Annotated in this window: 17 protein-coding genes and 2 pseudogenes; 12 read left to right on the plus strand and 7 right to left on the minus strand. The window is 65.3% G+C overall.

Annotated elements, in window-relative coordinates:
• Together OR16_RS13860 and rmuC are read left to right on the plus strand one after the other, a co-directional pair.
• A pseudogene (locus OR16_RS13860) lies at window positions 1–941 on the plus strand (2-hydroxyacid dehydrogenase).
• Between the two features lie 22 nt (window positions 942–963).
• Entirely contained in the window at window positions 964–2433 is a 1470-nt protein-coding gene (gene rmuC, locus OR16_RS13865) for a DNA recombination protein RmuC (RefSeq protein WP_006158585.1), read from the plus strand.
• Window positions 2434–2506: 73 nt separating this feature from the next.
• On the opposite strand, the gene OR16_RS13870 is transcribed toward rmuC, so the two are convergent.
• The 5 genes and pseudogenes from OR16_RS13870 to OR16_RS45720 all read right to left on the minus strand — a co-directional run bounded on the left by OR16_RS13870 (window position 2507) and on the right by OR16_RS45720 (window position 9198).
• On the minus strand, window positions 2507–2773 hold the full coding sequence (locus OR16_RS13870) for a hypothetical protein (protein ID WP_006158586.1): 267 nt from the start codon (window positions 2771–2773) through the stop codon (window positions 2507–2509).
• Between the two features lie 171 nt (window positions 2774–2944).
• The gene (glp, locus tag OR16_RS13875) at window positions 2945–4222 is read right to left on the minus strand and encodes a gephyrin-like molybdotransferase Glp (RefSeq protein ID WP_006158587.1); all 1278 of its coding nucleotides are present in this window, start codon (window positions 4220–4222) and stop codon (window positions 2945–2947) included.
• 40 nt (window positions 4223–4262) lie between these two features.
• A complete protein-coding gene (gene mobA, locus OR16_RS13880) occupies window positions 4263–4862 on the minus strand; it encodes a molybdenum cofactor guanylyltransferase MobA (RefSeq protein ID WP_006158588.1) in 600 nt (199 codons plus the stop codon).
• 46 nt (window positions 4863–4908) lie between these two features.
• On the minus strand, window positions 4909–6033 hold the full coding sequence (gene moaA, locus OR16_RS13885; RefSeq protein ID WP_006158589.1) for a GTP 3',8-cyclase MoaA: 1125 nt from the start codon (window positions 6031–6033) through the stop codon (window positions 4909–4911).
• A 216-nt stretch (window positions 6034–6249) separates the two neighbouring features.
• A pseudogene (locus OR16_RS45720) lies at window positions 6250–9198 on the minus strand (Rne/Rng family ribonuclease).
• Window positions 9199–9930: 732 nt separating this feature from the next.
• Between OR16_RS45720 and OR16_RS13895 the strand changes: the two are divergent.
• The 4 genes from OR16_RS13895 (at window position 9931) to OR16_RS13910 (ending at window position 13227) form a co-directional block, all read left to right on the plus strand.
• On the plus strand, window positions 9931–10932 hold the full coding sequence (locus OR16_RS13895; RefSeq protein ID WP_006158590.1) for an RluA family pseudouridine synthase: 1002 nt from the start codon (window positions 9931–9933) through the stop codon (window positions 10930–10932).
• Between the two features lie 19 nt (window positions 10933–10951).
• Window positions 10952–11611 (plus strand): HAD-IA family hydrolase, encoded by a 660-nt coding sequence (locus OR16_RS13900; RefSeq protein WP_006158591.1) that lies wholly within the window; start codon window positions 10952–10954, stop codon window positions 11609–11611.
• Window positions 11604–11996, plus strand: a complete 393-nt coding sequence (locus tag OR16_RS13905) for a Rieske (2Fe-2S) protein (protein WP_006158592.1) — start codon at window positions 11604–11606, stop codon at window positions 11994–11996. Before OR16_RS13900 ends, OR16_RS13905 begins: the two co-directional genes overlap by 8 nt.
• Before the next feature lie 61 nt (window positions 11997–12057).
• Window positions 12058–13227, plus strand: coding sequence for a S49 family peptidase (locus tag OR16_RS13910; protein WP_006158593.1), 1170 nt, complete (start codon window positions 12058–12060; stop codon window positions 13225–13227).
• 81 nt (window positions 13228–13308) lie between these two features.
• Here OR16_RS13910 and OR16_RS13915 read toward each other — a convergent pair whose 3' ends face one another.
• Both OR16_RS13915 and OR16_RS13920 read right to left on the minus strand, forming a co-directional pair.
• The gene (locus OR16_RS13915; protein ID WP_006158594.1) at window positions 13309–13716 is read right to left on the minus strand and encodes a hypothetical protein; all 408 of its coding nucleotides are present in this window, start codon (window positions 13714–13716) and stop codon (window positions 13309–13311) included.
• Window positions 13717–13769: 53 nt separating this feature from the next.
• A complete protein-coding gene (locus tag OR16_RS13920; RefSeq protein WP_006158595.1) occupies window positions 13770–14369 on the minus strand; it encodes a Maf-like protein in 600 nt (199 codons plus the stop codon).
• A gap of 238 nt (window positions 14370–14607) precedes the next feature.
• Between OR16_RS13920 and OR16_RS13925 the strand changes: the two genes are divergently transcribed.
• The 6 genes from OR16_RS13925 (at window position 14608) to fabG (ending at window position 19716) form a co-directional block, all read left to right on the plus strand.
• On the plus strand, window positions 14608–15204 hold the full coding sequence (locus OR16_RS13925; protein WP_006158596.1) for a DUF177 domain-containing protein: 597 nt from the start codon (window positions 14608–14610) through the stop codon (window positions 15202–15204).
• A 119-nt stretch (window positions 15205–15323) separates the two neighbouring features.
• Complete coding sequence (rpmF, locus tag OR16_RS13930) at window positions 15324–15503, plus strand: 50S ribosomal protein L32 (RefSeq protein WP_006158597.1); 180 nt, start codon at window positions 15324–15326, stop codon at window positions 15501–15503.
• Between the two features lie 323 nt (window positions 15504–15826).
• Window positions 15827–16903, plus strand: a complete 1077-nt coding sequence (plsX, locus tag OR16_RS13935) for a phosphate acyltransferase PlsX (RefSeq protein ID WP_006158598.1) — start codon at window positions 15827–15829, stop codon at window positions 16901–16903.
• A 59-nt stretch (window positions 16904–16962) separates the two neighbouring features.
• Window positions 16963–17943, plus strand: a complete 981-nt coding sequence (locus tag OR16_RS13940) for a beta-ketoacyl-ACP synthase III (RefSeq protein WP_006158599.1) — start codon at window positions 16963–16965, stop codon at window positions 17941–17943.
• A gap of 72 nt (window positions 17944–18015) precedes the next feature.
• The gene (gene fabD, locus OR16_RS13945; protein ID WP_006158600.1) at window positions 18016–18951 is read left to right on the plus strand and encodes an ACP S-malonyltransferase; all 936 of its coding nucleotides are present in this window, start codon (window positions 18016–18018) and stop codon (window positions 18949–18951) included.
• A 15-nt stretch (window positions 18952–18966) separates the two neighbouring features.
• The gene (gene fabG / locus OR16_RS13950; RefSeq protein WP_006158601.1) at window positions 18967–19716 is read left to right on the plus strand and encodes a 3-oxoacyl-ACP reductase FabG; all 750 of its coding nucleotides are present in this window, start codon (window positions 18967–18969) and stop codon (window positions 19714–19716) included.
• The last annotated feature ends 153 nt before the right edge of the window (window positions 19717–19869 follow it).

Consider the following 19869-nt stretch of genomic DNA (forward strand, 5'->3'; position numbering starts at 1 on the left):
ATGACCAAGCCTTCCATTCTTGTGACCCGCGCCGTCTTTCCCGAAGTGATCGACCGGCTCGCGCAGTATTTCGACGTCGACGACAACCAGCAGGATGTGGCGCTGGACGGCGCCGCGCTCAAGGCGCGCCTCGCCGGCAAGTCCGGCGTGCTGGCCAACGCCGCGGACCGTGTCGATGGCGCACTGGTAGCCGGGCTGCCGGCCTTGCGCGCGGTCTGCAATATGGCGGTGGGGTACAACAACCTCGATGTGCCGGCATTGACCGCCGCCGGTATCGTGGCCACCAATACGCCCGACGTGCTCACGGAGACCACGGCCGATTTCGGCTGGGCCTTGCTGATGGCCACGGCGCGCCGCGTGACCGAGTCCGAGCACTGGCTGCGCGCCGGCAAGTGGGAGCGGTGGAGCTACGACATGTTCCTCGGCATGGACCTGTACCGCAGCACGCTTGGCATCCTTGGCATGGGCCGCATCGGCCAGGCACTGGCGCGGCGCGCGGCAGGGTTTGGCATGTCGGTGCTCTATCACAACCGCAGCCGCTTGGCCCGTGACACCGAGCGCGCGCTCAACGCGCGCTATGTCAGCAAGGCCGAGACAGCATCGGCGCCGCCGAGCTGGCGCAGATGAAGCCGTCGGCTACGCTGGTCAACCTGGCACGCGGCGGGGTGGTCGACGATGCCGCGCTGGCCGAAGCGCTGCGCGAGCGGCGCATCTTCGCCGCCGGGCTCGACGTGTTCGAGGGTGAGCCGCAGGTCCATCCCGGCCTGCTGACGGTGCCCAACGTGGTGCTGACCCCGCATATCGCCAGCGCTTCGGAGAAGACCCGCCGCGCCATGGCCGATCTCGCTGCCGACAACCTGATCGCGGCGCTCGACGCGGGACCGCAGGCAGGGCATCCGCCTTCAGTGATCAATCCCGAAGTGATGGCGCGCCGCCGCTGATCCTCTCGCTGCCAACTCATTCATGACCTTGCTCCCCCTGTTGACCCTGGCCCTTGCGCTGGCAGCCGTGCTGATGCTGCTCGTGCTGTTGTTGCGGCCACGCACTGCACAAGACGGTGCCGGCCCGGAACTGTTGCGCCAGCTTGCCGAACTGCGTGCCGAAGGCACGCGCGGCAATGAGCGCCTGGAGCGCGAGCTGCGCACCGAGGTGACCGAGAGCGCGCGCGTCGGCCGCGGCGAAGCCGGCCAGCAGATGATGCGTTTCCAGCAGGCGCTGTCCTCGCAGCTCACCAGCATTGCCACGCTGCAGAACAACCAGATCGACATGTTCGCGCAGCAGCTTGCCAAGCTGACCGAGTCCAATGCCCAGCAGCTCGAGCAGGTCCGGCAAAACCTGCTGCAACAGGGCCAGCAGGCACGCGACGAGCAGGGCAGCGCGCTGCGCCGCTTTGGCGACGGGCTGCAGCAGCAGCTGGCGCAGATGTCGGAGGGCAACGAGCGCCGCCTGGGCGAGGTGCGTGCCACGCTGGAGCAGCGGCTCAAGGAGATCGAGGTCAATAACGCGGCCAAGCTCGAGGAGATGCGCCGCACCGTTGACGAGAAGCTGCACGCCACGCTGGAGCAGCGGCTGGGCGAGTCCTTCAAGCTGGTCTCGGACCGGCTCGAGCAGGTGCACCGGGGCCTTGGCGAAATGCAGGCGCTGGCGCAGGGCGTGGGCGATCTCAAGCGGGTGCTGACCAATGTGAAATCGCGCGGGACATGGGGCGAAGTGCAACTCGAGATGCTGCTCGAGCAGGTGCTGACCGCCGAGCAATACGCCAAGAATGTGGAGACGGTGCGTAATAGCGGCGCGCGCGTGGAGTTCGCGATTCGCCTGCCGGGCAAGGACGCTGCCGGCGGGCAGGTGTGGCTGCCCATCGACGCCAAGTTTCCGAAGGAGCAGTACGAGCGGTTGCTCGACGCGCAGGAGCGTGGCGATGTCGATGGTGTTGTGCTGGCCGGGCGCGAGCTGGAAACCGCGATCAAGCGCGAGGCCCAGACGATCTCCGAAAAATACGTGTCGCCGCCGGCGACCACGGACTTTGCCATTCTCTTCCTGCCTACCGAGGGGTTGTACGCCGAAGTCTTGCGGCGCCCGGGGCTGGCCGACCTGTTACAGCGCAACTTCCGCGTCACGGTAGCGGGGCCGACCACGCTGGCCGCGTTGCTCAACAGTTTGCAGATGGGGTTTCGCACGCTCGCACTGGAGCGCCGCTCAAGCGAAGTGTGGGAGGTGCTGGGCGCGGTCAAGACCGAGTTCGGCAAGTTCGGCGATGTGCTGGCCAAGACCCGCGACACCCTGGAACGCGCTGCCCGCAATATCGAGCAGGCCGAGGTGCGTACACGCCAGATGGAGCGCAAGCTGCGCACCGTGGAAGCGCTGCCGGGCGAGAATGCGCAGGAACTGCTTGGCTTGGCCGCCGTGCCCGATGACGAGGCCGCAGCCGGTTGAGCGGCAAAGTACGCTGGGCAAAAAAAAGCGCATCGATTCGATGCGCTTTTTTACTTTTCGGCGGCTGGCCGTTTCAGGACAAGTCGCGGATTGTCACCTCGATGCCGCCGAAACGCGCCGCTACCCAGTTGTAGGCCTTGCAGGCCAGCCAGAGCAGGCCGAAGCCGATCAGCGCATTGAGAATCAGTGCCGTGAAGACGGTGATGCCGGGCAGGTCGCCATAGCGGATAAAGGCCACGAACAGGCCCAGCGAGACGATGGGTACCGAAAAGCACAGGTACACGAGCACAAGCGCGCGGGCGGTTTTGACCGGGTGGAGGTACGCAATCTCCTGATTCATGACAGCTTGGGCAGTAAGCAAAGTAATGTTGCGCAAGTGTATCCAATGGGGGAGGCGGCGCATAGTCCGGCACTCGCGGGGTATGGAAAACCGCCGATCTGCTTGCTAAACCCAGGCAAAACTGCTGCGCAAAAACGACACAAAGGTGAAGCTTGCGTACCGTGGGAGGCTTTACATCAGCCCATCGAACAGCATGACCTCCACCTCGTCGCCAGTGGCCACCATGCCCTGTTCGTGCCCAAGCACGATGAAGCAATTGGCCTCGCTCATGGAGCGCAGCACGCCCGAGCCCTGCTGCCCGGTGATGCTCACCTGCCAGCCGCCTTCCGGGGCCGGCGCCAGGATGCCGCGCTGGTATTCGGTGCGGCCAGGTTTCTTGCGGATCGCCTGGGCGCTGCGCACGCGCATCAGTGGCAGGGGCGGCACTTTGGCGCCCATCTGGCGGTGCAGGGCGGCCCGCACGAAATGATAGAACGTCACCATCACCGCCACCGGGTTGCCCGGCAGGCCGAACAGCAGCGCCTCGCGGCCATGGGAGGCAATGCGCCCGAAGGCCATGGGCCGGCCGGGGCGCATGGCGATCTTCCAGAAGGTCACATCGCCCAGCTGGGCCATGATCTGCTTGGTGTAGTCGGCTTCGCCCACCGAGACGCCACCCGAGGTGATGACCGCGTCGGCGTTTTCGCACGCGCTGCGGAACGCGGCCTCCAGTGCTGCGGGATCATCGCGCACCACGCCCATGTCGATCAGGTCGACGTTCAGGCGCCGCAGCATGCCGTGCAGCGTATAGCGGTTCGAGTCGTAGACACAACCCGCGTCGAGCGGTTCGCCGATCGAGCGCAGTTCATCGCCGGTGGAGAAGAACGCCACGCGAAGGCGGCGCCGCACCTTGACCTCGGCCACGCCCAGCGACGCCAGCATCCCGAGGTCGGCAGGTTGCAGGATGCGCCCGGCGGCCAGCGCCGGCTGGCCGATCGCGAGATCCTCGCCCCGCAGGCGGCGGTTGTCGCCGGCCCGTACCGCCTTAGCGTCAAAGCGGATCAGCTCGCCTTCGACGTCGACGAATTCCTGGGGAATCACGGTGTCGCAGCCGGCCGGCATGATGGCGCCCGTCATGATGCGGGCCGCCTGCCCGCGCGCAACCGCTTGCTCGCGGGCCGCGCCGGCGAAGGCGCTGCCGGCCACCGTCAGGGTCACGTTGCCACCCGCGGCCAACTCACTGCTGGCGAACGCATAGCCGTCCATGGCGGAGTTGTCGTGCGCAGGCACATCCAGCGTGGAGACCACGTCTTCGGCCAGCACGCGGTCGAGCGCGGTGCGCAGGGCGACCTGCTCGGTGCCGCGCACCGGCTCGACCACCTCGCCGATGATCTGGTTGGCCTGCGCCACCGGCAACGCGCCGGGGTCATAGTCGGACAGGCAGGAAATAACGGAATGTAGTGATGGCATGGACCGTTCCCGGGAGGGGGCTGCGGCCTGGCTTGGGTTGTCAGCGCGCTTCCAGCGTGCGCAACTCATCCAGGGTATTGATATTGGCGAATGCGCCGGCGTCTTCGAACAGCACTTCGGCCAGGCGGTGCGAGGCGGCCCAGGTTTCGATCTTGCGGCCGCCGCCGTTGAGGAAAGCCAGCAGGCTATCGAGCGCCGTGACAGGCATCAGGCAAAACACCGGCTGGACCTGCCGGTGGCCGTCCGTGTCGATGGTGACCGGGATGGCCATCTGGGCATTTTCGCTGTCGATGGCGCTCGCCAGGCGTGCGGCCAGGTCGGTCGGCAGGAAAGGCGAGTCACAGGGGGCGCTCAGCATCCAGCCCGTCTGGCATTGTTCCAGCCCGGCCAGCATGCCGGCGAGCGGGCCGGCGAAGTCGGGCACCGAATCCGTGACCACCGGCACGCCGAAGGACTCATACGCGGCCAGGTTGCGGTTGGCATTGATCAGCATGCCCCCGGTCTGCGGCGACAGGCGCATCAGCGTATGCATGGCCATGGGCGCGCCGCGAAACGGTTGCAAGCCCTTGTCGGTGCCGCCCATGCGGCTGCCCCTGCCGCCGGCCAGGATCAAGCCCGTAATGTCTTCGCGTGCAATCATCGGGGGGTGGGAGGGTAGGGTGATGCGTTAGGCAAGGCGGCTGCCGTCAGCCGCCGATATACGACATTTCGATCTTGCTCTCGGCGCGCGCCTGCCTCACTGCGGGGTCGCTGCGCTGTTCCGAGTAGTGATCAGTGCGCCCTTGCCAGACCCCGGCAATGGCGTTCGAGATTTCCAGGTCGCTGTGCTCGCCGCGCAGCAGCGCCCGCAGGTCGTAGCCTTCGGTGGCGAACAGGCACAGGTAGAGCCGGCCTTCGGTCGACAGGCGGATGCGGCTGCAGTCGCCGCAGAAGGCGTGGGTCACGCTGGAGATCACGCCGATCTCGCCGGCGCCGTCGCGATAGCGCCAGCGCTCGGCGGTTTCGCCGCTATAGTTGGCGGCGATGGCTTCCAGTGGGAAGGCCTCGTGGATGCGGCGCACGACTTCGGCCGAGGGCAGTACCTCGTCCATCTGCCAGTGATTGCTCGCGCCCACGTCCATGAACTCGATAAAGCGCATGATGATGCCGCTGCCGCGGAAATGCGCGGCCATCGGCACGATCTCACCGTCGTTGGTGCCGCGCTTGACCACCATGTTGACCTTGATCGGCGCCAGCCCAACCGCCTGGGCGGTCTCGATGCCGTCCAGCACGTCGCCTACCGCGAAGTCGACATCGTTCATGCGGCGGAAGGTGGCGTCGTCGATGGCGTCCAGGCTCACGCTCACCCGCGCGAGGCCGGCGTCGCGCAGCGCGCGCGCCTTGCGTGCCAGCAGCGAGGCATTGGTGGTCAGGGTGAGGTCCAGCGGCTTGCCGGACACGGTCTCGATGCGCGCCAGCATTTCCACCAGCTTCTCGATGTTCTTGCGCAGCAGCGGTTCGCCGCCGGTCAGGCGGATCTTCTCCACGCCGTGCGCCACGAAAAGGCGGGCGGCGCGCTCGATTTCCTCAAAGCTCAGCAACTCGGAGTGCGGCAGGAAGGTGTAGTCCTTGTCGAACACTTCCTTGGGCATGCAGTAGACGCAGCGGAAATTGCAGCGATCCGTGACCGAGATGCGCAAGTCATGCAGCGGCCGGCCGCGGGTGTCGGCAACCAGCCCGGACGGCGCGGTGAGCACGGCCGGAATGCTTGGCGTCATCGAGCGGTAGCGATGGTCGCGCAGGTCGAAAATGGGGATGACGGATTCGGTCATGGCCTGGGGGCTTGGCAGTGCAGGTGACGGGCGGCTCTGGCGCGGTTGCGTGGGGCAAGCAACGCCCGTTCCGGGCACCATCTTTCGGGTGCCATCTATCTGTCATTCTAGCCGAGCCGCGCATGGTACCGCCGGCATCACCCGGGACAATGCCCCCGGGCATGAAAAAGGGACGGCATCGCCGTCCCTTTCCTTTGCTACCCGCGAGGGTACCGCTTACTTTTGCGGCGTCGTCTCTGCGGCATCGCCACCGGTCTCGACCAGGATCATCGGACCTTCAGGCAACGGCGGCAGGGGCTTGCGCTCCCGCACGACGCGCGGTGCCGGCGGGATGCTGGCGGCCGCTTCCTGCGCGGCGCGCAGTTTGCTGGTGTCGGTGTTGACCCACTCGAGGCCGGCCGAAGCCAGCATCGGCTGCAGGTTTTCCACTGCCACCGGGGCTGCGGCCGGCACGGGTGCCGGTGCGGCCACGGGTGCGGCTACCGCCACTTCAACGGCGGGTGCCACATCAGCGGGGGCTTGCACGACGGCTTCTGCCACGACCGGAGCAGGGGCCGGCTGGTAGGCGGCCGGGCTTGCCGCGACCGTTTCGATCACCGGTTCAGCCACCGTTTCCACGATCGGCGCAGCGACCGGGGCGGCGATGGGGGCAGCTTGCACGAACACCGGCTCGGCCGGCAGCTCGACGGGCTGTTGCGTCACAACGGCCGCCTCGGCGGGCTGGTATGCGGGCGCGCTCGGAGCAATTTCGGCAACCGTTACCGCAGCGGCTTCCACCACGGTAGCCTGGGCGACCACGGCAGGAGCGGCGGCTTGGGCGCTTTCGCGGGTTTCCGCCGCGTACTCGCTTTCGGCGCCTTCAGTGCCTTCGTTTGCCTGCACGCCGTCATCGCGCTCGCGGCGATAGCGGTTGCGGCCACGACGATTGCGGCGGCGGCGTTCTTCACCTTCGCCGTTTTCGGCACCTTCCGTGCCTTCCGGCAGGTCGGCGCGTGCGTTGTCGGCGTCGTCGTGCGAAGCAACTTGCGCGACGACAGCCGGCGCTGCAACAACAACGGCTGCGGTCGCGGCTACCGCTTCGGCAGCCAGGCCTTCGGTGGCTTCGCCTTCGCGCGGCGCGTCTCCTCGTTCACGCTGGCGGTCGCGCTGGCGCTCGCGGCGTTCCTGGTTACGGTCGCGGCGGCCTTCGCCACGGCCTTCCGTACGTTCGGCCGGTGCGCCCTCGGCCTGGCGGGCCGGCTGGACTTCCAGTGCGGCCTGGCGCGGGCGCGGGTGTTGCGCTCGCCACGTTCGCCGCGCTCACCACGCTCAGCACCGCGCTCGCCACGCTCACCGCGGGCTTCGACGCGCTCGCCACGCCGCCGCGCTCACCACGCTCGCCACCGCGTTCGCCGCGCTGGCCACGGCCTTCGCCGCGTTCGCCACGTTGGCCGCGTTCACGACGGTTCTCGGCGCTGCGCTGTTCGGCGTCCACCGGCTTGGCCGGTTCGACGGCTGGCGCCGCCGGCTTGGCGCCGAACAGGTTCTTCAGCCAGCCGATAAAGCCACCGCCGACCACCGGTTGGGTAGCAGGCACCGGGCGTGCGGCAGCCGCCGCGGCGTCCGGGCGCGGGGCGCGCTCGGCGCGCGGCACGGAGACGGGCGCCGGCTGTTCCGGGGTGATGCCCTTGACTGCGGCTTCCTGGCGCGGCTTGGCGTCTTCCTTCTTGCGGCTGCTGTAGCTGGTGTCGGCTTCGAGCTCCTTGGCGGCAGCTTCGGCCATCTTGTAGCTGGCCATGCTGTCTTCCAGGCGCGGGTCGTCGTGACGCAGGCGCTCCAGCTTGTAATGCGGGGTCTCGAGGTGCTTGTTGGGGATCAGCAGCACGTTGACCTTGAAACGCATCTCGATCAGGTTGATGTCCTGGCGCTTCTCGTTGAGCAGGAACGCAGCCACTTCCACCGGCACTTGGCAGTGGATGGCGGCGGTGTTTTCCTTCATGCCTTCTTCCTGGATGATGCGCAGCACCTGCAGGGCGGAGGATTCGGTATCGCGGATATGGCCGGTGCCGTTGCAACGCGGGCAAGTGATATGCGAGCCTTCCGACAGCGACGGGCGCAGGCGCTGGCGCGACAGCTCCATCAGGCCGAAACGGCTGATCTTGCCCATCTGCACGCGGGCGCGGTCATGGCGCAGGGCATCTTTCAGGCGCGTTTCCACGTCCCTCTGGGCCTTGCTGGCTTCCATGTCGATGAAGTCGATCACGATCAGGCCACCCAGGTCGCGCAGGCGCAGCTGGCGGGCGATCTCGTCGGCGGCTTCGAGGTTGGTGCGCAGCGCGGTTTCCTCGATGTCGGCGCCCTTGGTGGCGCGGGCCGAGTTCACGTCCACCGACACCAGGGCCTCGGTGTGGTCGATCACGATGGCGCCGCCCGAGGGCAACATCACCATGCGCGAATAAGCCGACTCGATCTGGTGCTCGATCTGGAAGCGCGAGAAGAGGGGGACGTCGTCCCGGTACTTCTTCACGCGGTTCATGTTGTCGGGCATGACCACGCTCATGAAGGCGCGGGCCTGCTCGTAGATTTCGTCGGTATCGATCAGGATCTCGCCGATATCCGGCTGGAAGTAATCGCGGATGGCGCGGATCACCAGGCTGGACTCGAGATAGATCAACAGCGGGGCCTTGTTGTCGCCGGCCGCGCCGTCGATGGCCTTCCACAGTTGCAGCAGGTAGTTCAGGTCCCACTGGAGCTCTTCGGCCGAACGGCCGATGCCCGCAGTGCGGGCGATGATGCTCATGCCCTCGGGCACGGCCAGCTGGCCCATGGTCTCGCGCAGTTCCTGGCGGTCCTCGCCCTCGATGCGGCGCGATACGCCACCGCCGCGCGGGTTGTTGGGCATCAGCACCAAGTAGCGGCCGGCCAGCGAGATAAAGGTGGTCAGCGCCGCGCCCTTGTTGCCGCGCTCTTCCTTTTCCACCTGGACGATGAGTTCCTGGCCTTCATGCAACGCGTCCTGGATGCGCGCGTTGCGCACGTCCACGCCTTCCTTGAAAAAGGCGCGTGCTACTTCCACGTAGTTGACGAAGCAGGCTTCCAGCGACGGCTCGATCCGGGTTCGCGCCCGGCGGCCTCGATGTCGATATCGATCAGTTTCTCACTCAATGCCGCGGATTGCACCGGCATGCGGTGCCCGCGGCGTTCGTTCCGTGGAGCACGCGAGGGAGCGAGTGAGGGCGCGAGAATTGCCAAAAGCGCCGTCGCGCAAATGAGCGCGGCCGGCTGGGCACGGGTGAAAGAGAGGTAACGACGTCGAAAGCGCCGTCCGCATGGTCGGAGAGAACGCCGGTGTGCTGCTCTGCGCAGCGACCCAGCGGGTTTCCGGCTGGCTTGGCGGCAGTGCGGGCGCAAAGGGGCGCCATCACACTGCGGCCGGCCGCGGAAGGGCCAGACGCGTCAAAGAGCAAGTTTGTCGTCACGGCAATGCTGCTTCGCTACCTGACATCTCCTGGCGGGCGCACCTACTGCTTGTTGGAGTTCTGCGACCGGGCGCCGGTATAACCAGTCAGGTGGCGTTGGAAGCATGCCGGCGGCACCGTTTCCCGGTGCGGGCGGGACTTCTCTCACCAGAGTGGATGCCGGGTGGGCATCCACTATCAAATTCTGTTCTACCTGAACACTCTATTCCCACGTGACCGCCGTCAGCGCCGAAGTTGCCTTTGGGCGACTTCCTGCGCGGGCGATACCGTGCGTGCTGCGTTTTTGCTGCCATTCACCAGCCCGGGGCTCGCGTGGTACGCAAAGAAGCGGGAGGCTGGCAGGGCTGGCGGCAACCCGAAGTGTAAAATACGACGAATCGCCTACACCTGACTTGCGCTGCCGGTCTTTGGCCGGGACAGCGAGGAAATTATATTGAAAATGAATGAGTTACGCCATCAAATTGAAAAAGAGGTGCGGCCCGCCGCGGCCGGCCCCCAGGTGGCGTACGTAACGATTGGCGACGAAGCCGATGGCCAGCGCATCGACAACTTCCTCCTGAGGCTCTCGAAAGGGGTGCCCAAGAGCCATGTCTACCGCATCCTGAGGTCGGGTGAAGTGCGTGTTAACAAGGGCCGGGTTGATGCCACCTATCGCCTGCAACTGGGCGACGTGGTGCGGATTCCGCCCATGCGTGTGGCGGCTCCGGCACCCGATGGCGGCAAATTCGTGCCGCCGGCCAGCTTCCCGGTGGTTTTCGAGGATGAATACCTGCTGGTGATCAACAAGCCTGCCGGCGTGGCCGTGCATGGCGGCTCCGGCGTGGCATTCGGCGTCATCGAGCAGTTGCGGCGGGCGCGCCCGCAGGCCAGGTTCCTTGAGCTTGTGCACCGTCTCGATCGCGAGACCTCCGGCCTGCTTGTGCTGGCAAAGAAGCGCACGGCGCTGGTGAACCTGCATGAACAGATGCGCGGCAGTGCGCTGGACAAGCGTTACTTCGCCTGCGTGGCGGGGCATTTCGAGAATGCCCGGCAGCACGTGAAATTCCCGCTATATAAATACACCACCCCGGAAGGCGAGCGCCGCGTGCGCGTGCAGGATGACGGGATTGCCGCGCATACCGTGTTCAACCGGCTCGAGGTCATGCCGGGTTTCACCCTGCTGGAGGCCGAACTGAAGACCGGCCGTACCCACCAGATCCGGGTCCACCTGGCACATTCCGGCTTCCCGATCCTCGGTGACGAGAAATACGGCGACTACGCCCTCAACAAGGCGCTGGCCCGCAGCGGCGCCAATCCCGGGCTCAAGCGCATGTTCCTGCACGCGCATAGCCTGACATTTACGCATCCGATAAGTGGCGAAATCACCACCGTCGTTGCGCCCATGCCGCCGGAGTGCGAAGCGTTCCTGCAGCAAGCCCGAAACCAGCGCGCCGCCGACTAAGGCGCAGACAAGGATATCAATGGCCAGGCAACGCTTCGACCTGATCGTGTTCGACTGGGATGGAACCCTGATGGACTCCACCCCGACCATCGCCAAGTGCATCCAGCTGGCCAGCCGCGACCTCGGCTTGCCAGTGCCTGACGACAACGCCGCCAGCCACGTGATCGGGCTAGGGCTCAAGGATGCGTTGTCGTACGCCGTGCCGACGCTGGATCCCGCCGACTATCCCAAGCTGGCCGAGCGCTACCGCTTTCACTTCCTGACCCGCGACGCCGAACTGGTGCTGTTCGACGGGGTGCGCGAGATGCTGGAGGCCTTGCACGCCGAGCACTATTTCCTCGGCGTGGCCACGGGCAAGACCCGCGTTGGCCTGCAGCGTGCCCTAGAGGCGACTGGCCTGGTGCGCCTGTTCGACGGCACGCGTTGCGCCGACGAGACCTTTTCCAAGCCCCATCCGGCCATGCTGCAAGAGTTGACCCGGGAGCTGGGGCAGGATATGGAGCGCACGGTGATGGTCGGTGATACCACCCATGACCTGCAGATGGCGGCCAATGCCGGTGCGGCGGGCATCGGCGTAGGCTATGGCGCCCACCCGGCAGACGCCCTGCGTGCGATGACGCCGCTGCATTGCGCGTCGTCCATCGCCGACCTGAGAGATTGGTTGCTGACGCATGCCTGACGCGACAGGCCCGGAGATGGCGGGCGAGCGCCGCCTGTGCGCGACGGAAGACTTGGTTGACGGCGGCGCCGGGGTGCGCTTCCTGGTCGAGATCGGCGGGCGTGCGGTGAGCGCGTTTGTCGTGCGCTTTGAGGGGCTCGCCCATGGCTACCTTAACCAGTGCGCCCACGTGCCGATGGAGCTCGATTGGCAGGAGGGGCAGTTTTTCGAGTCCTCGGGCCTATACTTGATGTGCGCGACACATGGCGCGGTTTATGCGCCAGACAGCGGCTTGTGCGTGGGCGGCCCCTGTCGGGGCGCGTCATTGTCCAAGCTGCGCGTCGACGAGCGCGACGGCAATGTCTACTGGTTGCCGGAAAGCCCATACGAAGCACCCGCAGGCTAGCTGGCAGCCGGCAGACCCGGCGCACGCTCTGCCTATCTATTCATAATCAAGAGCCAACTGCATGACTGAACAGCAAAAACCGCCCCACGACGATTCTGGCAAGACGCAGGATCCGGCGGCGCCTGCCAGCGCCGGAGCGCCGGGGGGTGGGGATGATCGGCTGGAAACGGCTTCCCAGGCTGATTTTCCGCTGGAGCAAGAATTGCGCGCCGGCGATGCGGCCTCGCAGAAGGAAGCCAGCCAGCGCAAGGCACGCCTGGCCGGCGGCGATGTGGGGCCGGTCCCCACCGGGACCGGCTGGGAGCGTGATGTGCTGGAAAAGGTGCTGATGGCGACCTTGCGCGAGCAGCGCGCCGCGCGCCGGTGGCGCATCTTCTTCCGCTTTGCCGGGCTAGCCCTGCTGGCACTGATCTTCTTTGCCGTCTTCGATTTCAAGGGTGATGGCAGTATCACCACGAGCGGCCGCCATACTGCAATGGTGTCGCTCGACGGCGAGATCGCAGCCGGTACTCCGGCCAGCGCCGAATCGATCAATGCGGCCCTGCAAGCTGCGTTTGCCGATACCAATGCTGCCGGCATCATCCTCAAGATCAATTCTCCGGGCGGCTCGCCAGTGCAGGCCGGCATGATCAATGACGAGATCCACCGCTTGCGCACCGTCTATCCGTCCAAGCCGTTCTACGTGGTGGTTGAGGAAATCTGTGCCTCGGGGGGGTATTACGTGGCGGCGGCGGCCGACAAGATCTACGTCGACAAGGCCAGTATCGTCGGCTCGATCGGCGTCCTGATGGACGGCTTCGGTTTCACCGGCCTGATGGACAAGCTGGGCGTCGAGCGACGGCTTTATACGTCCGGCGCTAACAAGGGCATGCTCGACCCGTTCTCGCCGCAGGTGCCGCGGCAGAAGCAATACGCCGAAACCATGCTCAAGCAGATCCACCAGCAATTCATCGACGTGGTCAAGGCAGGCCGTGGCGATCGCTTGAAGGACGATCCGGACCTGTTTTCCGGCTTGTTCTGGTCGGGTGAGCGCAGCGTTGAACTGGGCCTGGCCGATGGCCTGGGCAATGCGGACTACGTGGCGCGTGACCTCTTCAAGGCCGAAGACATCGTCGACTACACGGTCAAGGAGAACATCGCCGAGCGGGTGGCCAAGCGTTTCGGCGCTGCGATGGGCACGGCGGCAATGAAGACCATGTTGTTTGGCACGCGCGTGCAGGCCATGCACTAAGCATCCGAACTGGGTTCGGGGCAGAAAAATGGGGCGGTAACGCCCCATTTTTCTTTTGCTTCGCCGTTCGCCGGCCGGCGCTCAGGCTGCCAGCAGCGAAAAAATAGCCGGGCGCTTGTTCAGCTCCAGCCGCTCCGGGCGCCATTCGGAGATGGGCAACGTGACGATGGTCTCGCTCGGCAAGGTCAGGTCGACCGCGATCGACAGCAGGCTGGTGCCCGCGCAATGCTGGCGCATGGCGTCCAGCAAGGGGCCGTTGCGGTAAGGCGTCTCGATCCAGACCTGGGTCTGGTGCGCCTTGCGCGATAGCTGCTCCAGTTCCCGCAGGCGCTTGGCGCGCTCGCGAGGCCGGACGCCATCACGGCCAGCAGGATGGTAGTCCAGCCCGGCAGCGATTTGCTGCACGCCATCCGGAATGACGTCCGGCAGCGGGTCGAACTCGTCGCGTTTGCCCAGGGTGTTGGGGATCAGGTACAGGGTGCCGCTCATGCTTGGGTTCTCATTTTGTCTTCTGTGGCTTCGGCGCCGGGTGGGCCAAGCCCTCAGTCCTGGAAGAGTGGATAGCCGGCCTGGCGCAGCATGCTGGTCAGCGCGATCAGGGGCAGGCCCACCAGCGCGGTGGGATCGTCGGACTCCATATGCGAGAGCAGGGCGATGCCCAGTCCTTCGGATTTGGCGCTGCCCGCAACATCATAAGGGCGCTCGATGCGCAGGTAGGCATCCAGTTCCTGGTCGGACAGGTCGCGGAAGGTCGCGCGCGTCTGGATGTCCGCCAACTGGGCCTCGCCGTTGCGGCCGTCAAGCAGGCACAGCGCCGAGTGGAAAGTGACGGTGCGGCCACGCATCAACTGCAATTGGGCCAGGGCCTTCTCGTGGGAACCAGGCTTGCCGATCTGCTTGCCATCCAGCGTGGCGACCTGGTCCGAGCCGATGACCAGGGCGCCCGGATGCCGCTCGGCAATGGCCGATGCCTTGGCGTGGGAGAGTCGGAGCGCAGTGTCCTCAGGGCTTTCGCCGGGCTGCGGCGTTTCGTCGATGTCGGGAATCGCCACCTCGAAAGGCATGCGCAGGCGTTCCAGCAATTCGCGGCGATAACGTGAGCTGGAGCCCAGGATCAGGGTGGGGCGTGATGTTTGCGACATAAGTAATTGAGCGAAAAGGGAAAGCGGCGAATGGCCGTCTTCCAATATTTTGACCGCAGCAGAAGAATCGACGTATAATCTCGCGTTTAGCCAAGCAAGTCCGGCGCAATACCGTGTTTTTTCCGGTGTTGTGTAGCTTCCGAGTCACGTTTCGATGGTGCGTATACACGTATACGTAGAAAATTCGTCGAGACCGTGATCCTCCGGGATGCCTCCCGGCATGACGGCACGATAAGACATGACCCAGCCGATTGACCTGCGCGCGCTCGATCTCTTCGCGTTTTGCCGCGCTGGCGACGACGCCGCCGGCGAAGTTGCCGCACGTGATTTGCCGCGCATCATAGCCGAGACCGCGGCGCAAGCGCCAGCATCGGCGCCGGACGAGGTGTTCAGCTATGCGCTCTCGGGCTTTGTCGAGGAAGAGGCCGGCGAGCCCGGCAAGCCCGCGGTGGAGCGCCTGTTTGTCGATCTGGCCGTGAATGGCCGGGTCTGGCTCGATTGCCAGCGCTGCCTGCGGGTCTACGAGCAGCCGATCGCCACGGACATGTGTTTCGAGGTGGTCGCCAGCGAGGCGGATGCCGATGCGGCGCCCATGGACGACGACGGGCTCGATGTGATTGTCGGCTCCAAGCGTTTCGACCTGCAGACGCTGATTGAAGATGAAGTGCTGCTGGCATTGCCGGTGGCGCCCAAGCATGACGTTTGCCCCACGGTGCATGAAAGTCTCGTGACCGGGGTGGACGGACAGGCGGAACCTGAACCAGAGGTTCTGCCGGAAGAAGAAAAACGGCCTTCGCCCTTTGCGGCGCTGGCTGGCCTGAAAACGAAGCACTGAAGCCGGTTCACCGGCATCCGGCAACGTTCGAAGGCATCAGGATCAGCATCCGGCCGGGCCCGGCTACGCCTCGTGCGGGATGCGTGTGTTACCATTGAAAAATTCTCGAAGGAGTCATCATGGCAGTTCAACAGAACAAGAAGTCGCCCTCCAAGCGCGGCATGCATCGCTCGCACGACCACCTGACCACGGCAGCGCTGGCAGTGGAGCCGACCACGGGCGAAACCCACCTGCGTCACCACGTGAGCCCGAACGGCTACTATCGTGGCCGCAAGGTCATCAAGACCAAGAACGACTGACAGATCGTTCGGCGTGACTTTGCGTCTCGTACGCGCACGTTGGTAGGTCAAAAACAAAAAAGCGGCAAAATCGTTGCCGCTTTTTTGTTGCGCGCTCGCAGCGCAAACCGTAGCGCAGGCTTGCATCAGGCCGATTTGCGCCGCCGGCTCAAGCTGTGTGCATGGCTACGTGCCGTGCACGGTGGCGAGGGCGGCGCCAGATCTTGCCGTGGCGCGCTCCGGGAGTGCCGTCGGGTTGCCACCGGCCGGCCGGGCGCATGCCTGCCCGGCTTGGGAGCCAGGATTTCAAGTCACACCGACAAGCGCTTCTGCACCAGGAAACAATGACGATCAAACTAGCTATCGACTGCATGGGCGGCGATCACGGTGTCGCCGTGACCGTGCCGGCGGCGATCAGTTTTCTCTCAAGCCATAGTGACGCCGAAGTGGTGCTGGTTGGCTTGCGCGACAGCATCGAGCCACAGCTCAAGAAGCTGCACGCGCTCGACCATCCGCGGGTGCGCATTGTGACCGCGTCCGAAGTCATCACCATGGATGATCCCGTTGAGGTGGCGCTGCGCAGGAAGAAGGATTCCTCGATGCGCGTGGCGGTGACCCAGGTGAAGGAGGGGCTGGCTGGCGCATGTATCTCGGCGGGAAATACCGGCGCCCTGATGGCGGTGTCGCGCTATGTGCTCAAAACGCTCGAAGGCATCGAGCGGCCGGCGATCGCCACCACCATCCCCAACGAACAGGGCTGGGGCACCACGGTGCTCGACCTTGGCGCCAATGCCGACTGCGAGCCCGAGCACTTGCTGCAGTTCGCACGCATGGCCGAGGCCATGGTGGCCGTGGTGGATCACAAGGAGCGACCCAGCGTCGGCCTGCTGAATATCGGCGAGGAAGTGATCAAGGGCAACGACGTGGTGAAGCGCGCCGGTGAACTGCTGCGCGCTTCCGAGCTAAACTTCTACGGCAACGTGGAGGGCAACGACATCTTCAAGGGCACTACCGACATCGTGGTGTGCGATGGCTTCGTCGGCAACGTCGCGCTCAAGAGCAGCGAAGGGCTGGCCAAGATGATCGCCAACATGATCAAGGAAGAGTTCACCCGCTCATGGTTCACCAAGCTGCTGGCCGTGCTGGCCTTGCCAGTGCTCAAGCGCTTGTCCCGGCGCCTGGACCCGGCGCGCTACAACGGCGCGTCCCTGCTCGGGCTGCGCGGGCTGGTCATCAAGAGCCACGGCTCCGCCGACGCGCACGCTTTTGAGTGGGCTATCAAACGCGGGTATGATGCGGCCAGGAATGGTGTGATCGAACGCACCATCCAGGCTTTCGCCAACAAGTCGGGGAACAGCGCCCCGGCTACCGGCCCGCAGTCAGGCGCCCAGGATTCCAGTCCAAGCCCGCACGCCGCCTGAGGTCCTGATGTAGATGCCACGGGCAACGACCCGTGGCCACACGATCGATCCGACATTACATGACAAGCTACGCAAAAATCATCGGTACCGGGAGCTATTTGCCTCCGCGGCGGGTCACTAACCACGATCTCGCGGCGCAATTGGCTGAGAAGGGCATCGAAACCAGCGACGAATGGATCTTTTCGCGCAGTGGCATTTCTGCCCGCCATTGGGCCGAGCCGGACGTCACCAGCAGCGACCTGGCGGTCAAGGCGGCGGAGCGCGCGCTTGAGGCTGCCGGCATCGATCGGCAGAGCATCGACCTGATCATCGTGGCCACGTCCACGCCTGATTTTGTCTTTCCCAGCACCGCCTGCCTGGTGCAACAGAAGCTTGGCATCACCAACCACTGCGCGGCATTCGACCTGCAGGCAGTGTGTTCAGGCTTTGTCTACGCGCTGGCCACGGCCGAGAAATTCATTCGCAGCGGTTCGCATCGCAATGCGCTGGTGATCGGCTCGGAAGTGTTTTCCCGCATCCTGGATTTCAACGACCGCACCACCTGCGTGCTGTTCGGCGACGGTGCCGGCGCGGTCGTGCTGTCGGCCTCCGAGGAGCCCGGCATCCTGTCGTCGGCGATGCACTCCGACGGCAGCCACGTGGATATCCTGTGCGTACCGGGCAACGTCTCGGGTGGCAATATCACCGGCAACCCGTTCCTGCACATGGACGGCCAGGCGGTGTTCAAGCTGGCGGTCACCGTGCTCGACAAGGTCGCGCGCGAAGCACTCGCCGGCGCGCAGTTCCCGGCGGAAAAGGTCGACTGGCTGATACCGCACCAGGCCAATATCCGCATCATGCAAAGCACTGCCAGAAAGCTTGGCCTGCCAGCGGAGCGCATGGTGGCTACGGTGCACGAGCACGGCAACACGTCGGCTGCCTCGATCCCGCTGGCGCTCGACGTGGCGGTGCGAGATGGCCGCATCGGCGCAGGGCATCACGTGCTGATGGAAGGTGTGGGCGGCGGCTTCACCTGGGGCGCGGTACTGCTGCGCATGTAACATTCGGGCCGGTGCCGCGGTGCCATGGCGCCGCACCGGCCTGGCGCTATTCATCTTTACGATTCGATTGCGATGAAATTCTCCTTTGTATTCCCAGGGCAAGGCTCGCAGGCAGTCGGCATGCTCAACGCCTTTGCTGACAATGCGGTGGTCCGTGCCACGCTGGATGAGGCATCCGCCGCCCTTGGGCAGGACCTGGGCCGCCTGATCGCCGAAGGCCCGGCCGAGGACCTGAACCTCACCACCAACACGCAGCCGGTGATGCTGACAGCCGCAGTGGCTATCTACCGTGCCTGGCTCGACGCCGGCGGCCCGGCTCCAGCCTTGGTGGCGGGGCACAGCCTGGGTGAGTATTCCGCGCTGGTGGCGGCCGGGGTGATCCCCTTCGCTGACGCTGTGCCGCTTGTGCGCTTCCGTGCGCAAGCCATGCAGGAAGCCGTCCCGGTGGGCGAGGGCGGCATGGCGGCCATCCTGGGCCTGTCCGACGACGACGTGCGCGCGGCTTGCGCGGAAGCATCGGCGACCGGTGCTGGCGTGGTCGAGGCCGTAAACTTCAATGCCCCATCGCAGGTGGTGATCGCCGGCAACAAGGCTGCCGTGGAAAAGGCTTGCGAGATGGCCAAGGCACGTGGCGCCAAGCGCGCACTGCCGCTGCCGGTGTCCGCGCCGTTCCATTCGTCGCTGCTCAAGCCCGCATCGGATCGCCTGCGCGAGCGCATGGCCGGCATGGCCTTTGCCGCGCCGTCGATTCCGCTGGTGAACAACGTCGACGTGGCCATCGTCAACGACCCGCAAGCCATCAAGGACGCGCTGGTTCGCCAAGCCGCAGCCCCGGTGCGCTGGGTCGAGTGCGTGCAGAAGATCGCCGCCGAAGGCGTGACCCACGTGATCGAGTGCGGCCCCGGCAAGGTGCTGGCCGGCATGACCAAGCGCATCGACGGCAACCTGGTGGGTGGGGCGATCTTCGATCCGGCTTCCCTGCAGGACACGCTGGCGCTGCTGAAGTAAATAAGGACCAACGCAATGACAAAATTTCTGGAAAACCAGGTCGCGCTGGTGACCGGCGCATCGCGCGGCATTGGCCGTGCCATCGCGCTGGAACTGGCCGCCCAGGGTGCCACGGTGGTGGGTACCGCCACCAGCGAATCCGGCGCTGCCGCGATCAGCGAGTACCTGGCGGCAGCCGGCGGCAAGGGCCGCGGCGCCGTGCTCAATGTCAACGATGCGGCGGCTTCCGAGGCGCTGATCGATGAGCTCGTCAAGACGCATGGCGGCCTCGGAGTGCTGGTGAACAACGCCGGCATCACGCAGGACCAACTTGCGATGCGCATGAAAGACGACGACTGGAGCGCGGTCGTGGAGACGAACATGACGGCAGTGTTCCGCCTGTCGCGTGCCGTGCTGCGCCCGATGATGAAGGCCCGCGGCGGCCGTATCATCAACATCACCTCGGTGGTCGGCTCGACCGGCAACCCGGGCCAGATGAACTACGCAGCGGCCAAGGCCGGCGTGGAAGGCATGAGCCGCGCACTGGCGCGCGAGATCGGCAGCCGCAACGTCACCGTCAATTGCGTGGCGCCGGGCTTCATCGATACCGACATGACCAAGGTCTTGTCGGAAGAGCAGCATGCGGCACTGAAGACGCAGATCCCGTTGGGCCGGCTCGGCCAGCCGGAGGACATCGCACATGCGGTGGCCTTCCTGGCAGGCCCGCAGGCGGCCTACATTACTGGTACAACGCTCCATGTGAATGGTGGCATGTACATGAATTGATCGCCTTGTGCGGTGGTCGGATTCGAAGAAGAAGACGACAGAAGCTGTGCGAAGTGGTTATTTTTAAAACTGATCGGGCGCAGTTCTTGCAATAGACGGCGGGGGGCATTTTTATGGCCCAAACCTGCTAAAATGCGCCCACTTTTTGTCGAA

It is taken from the genome of Cupriavidus basilensis OR16 (assembly GCF_000243095.1).
Lineage (GTDB): Bacteria > Pseudomonadota > Gammaproteobacteria > Burkholderiales > Burkholderiaceae > Cupriavidus > Cupriavidus basilensis_D.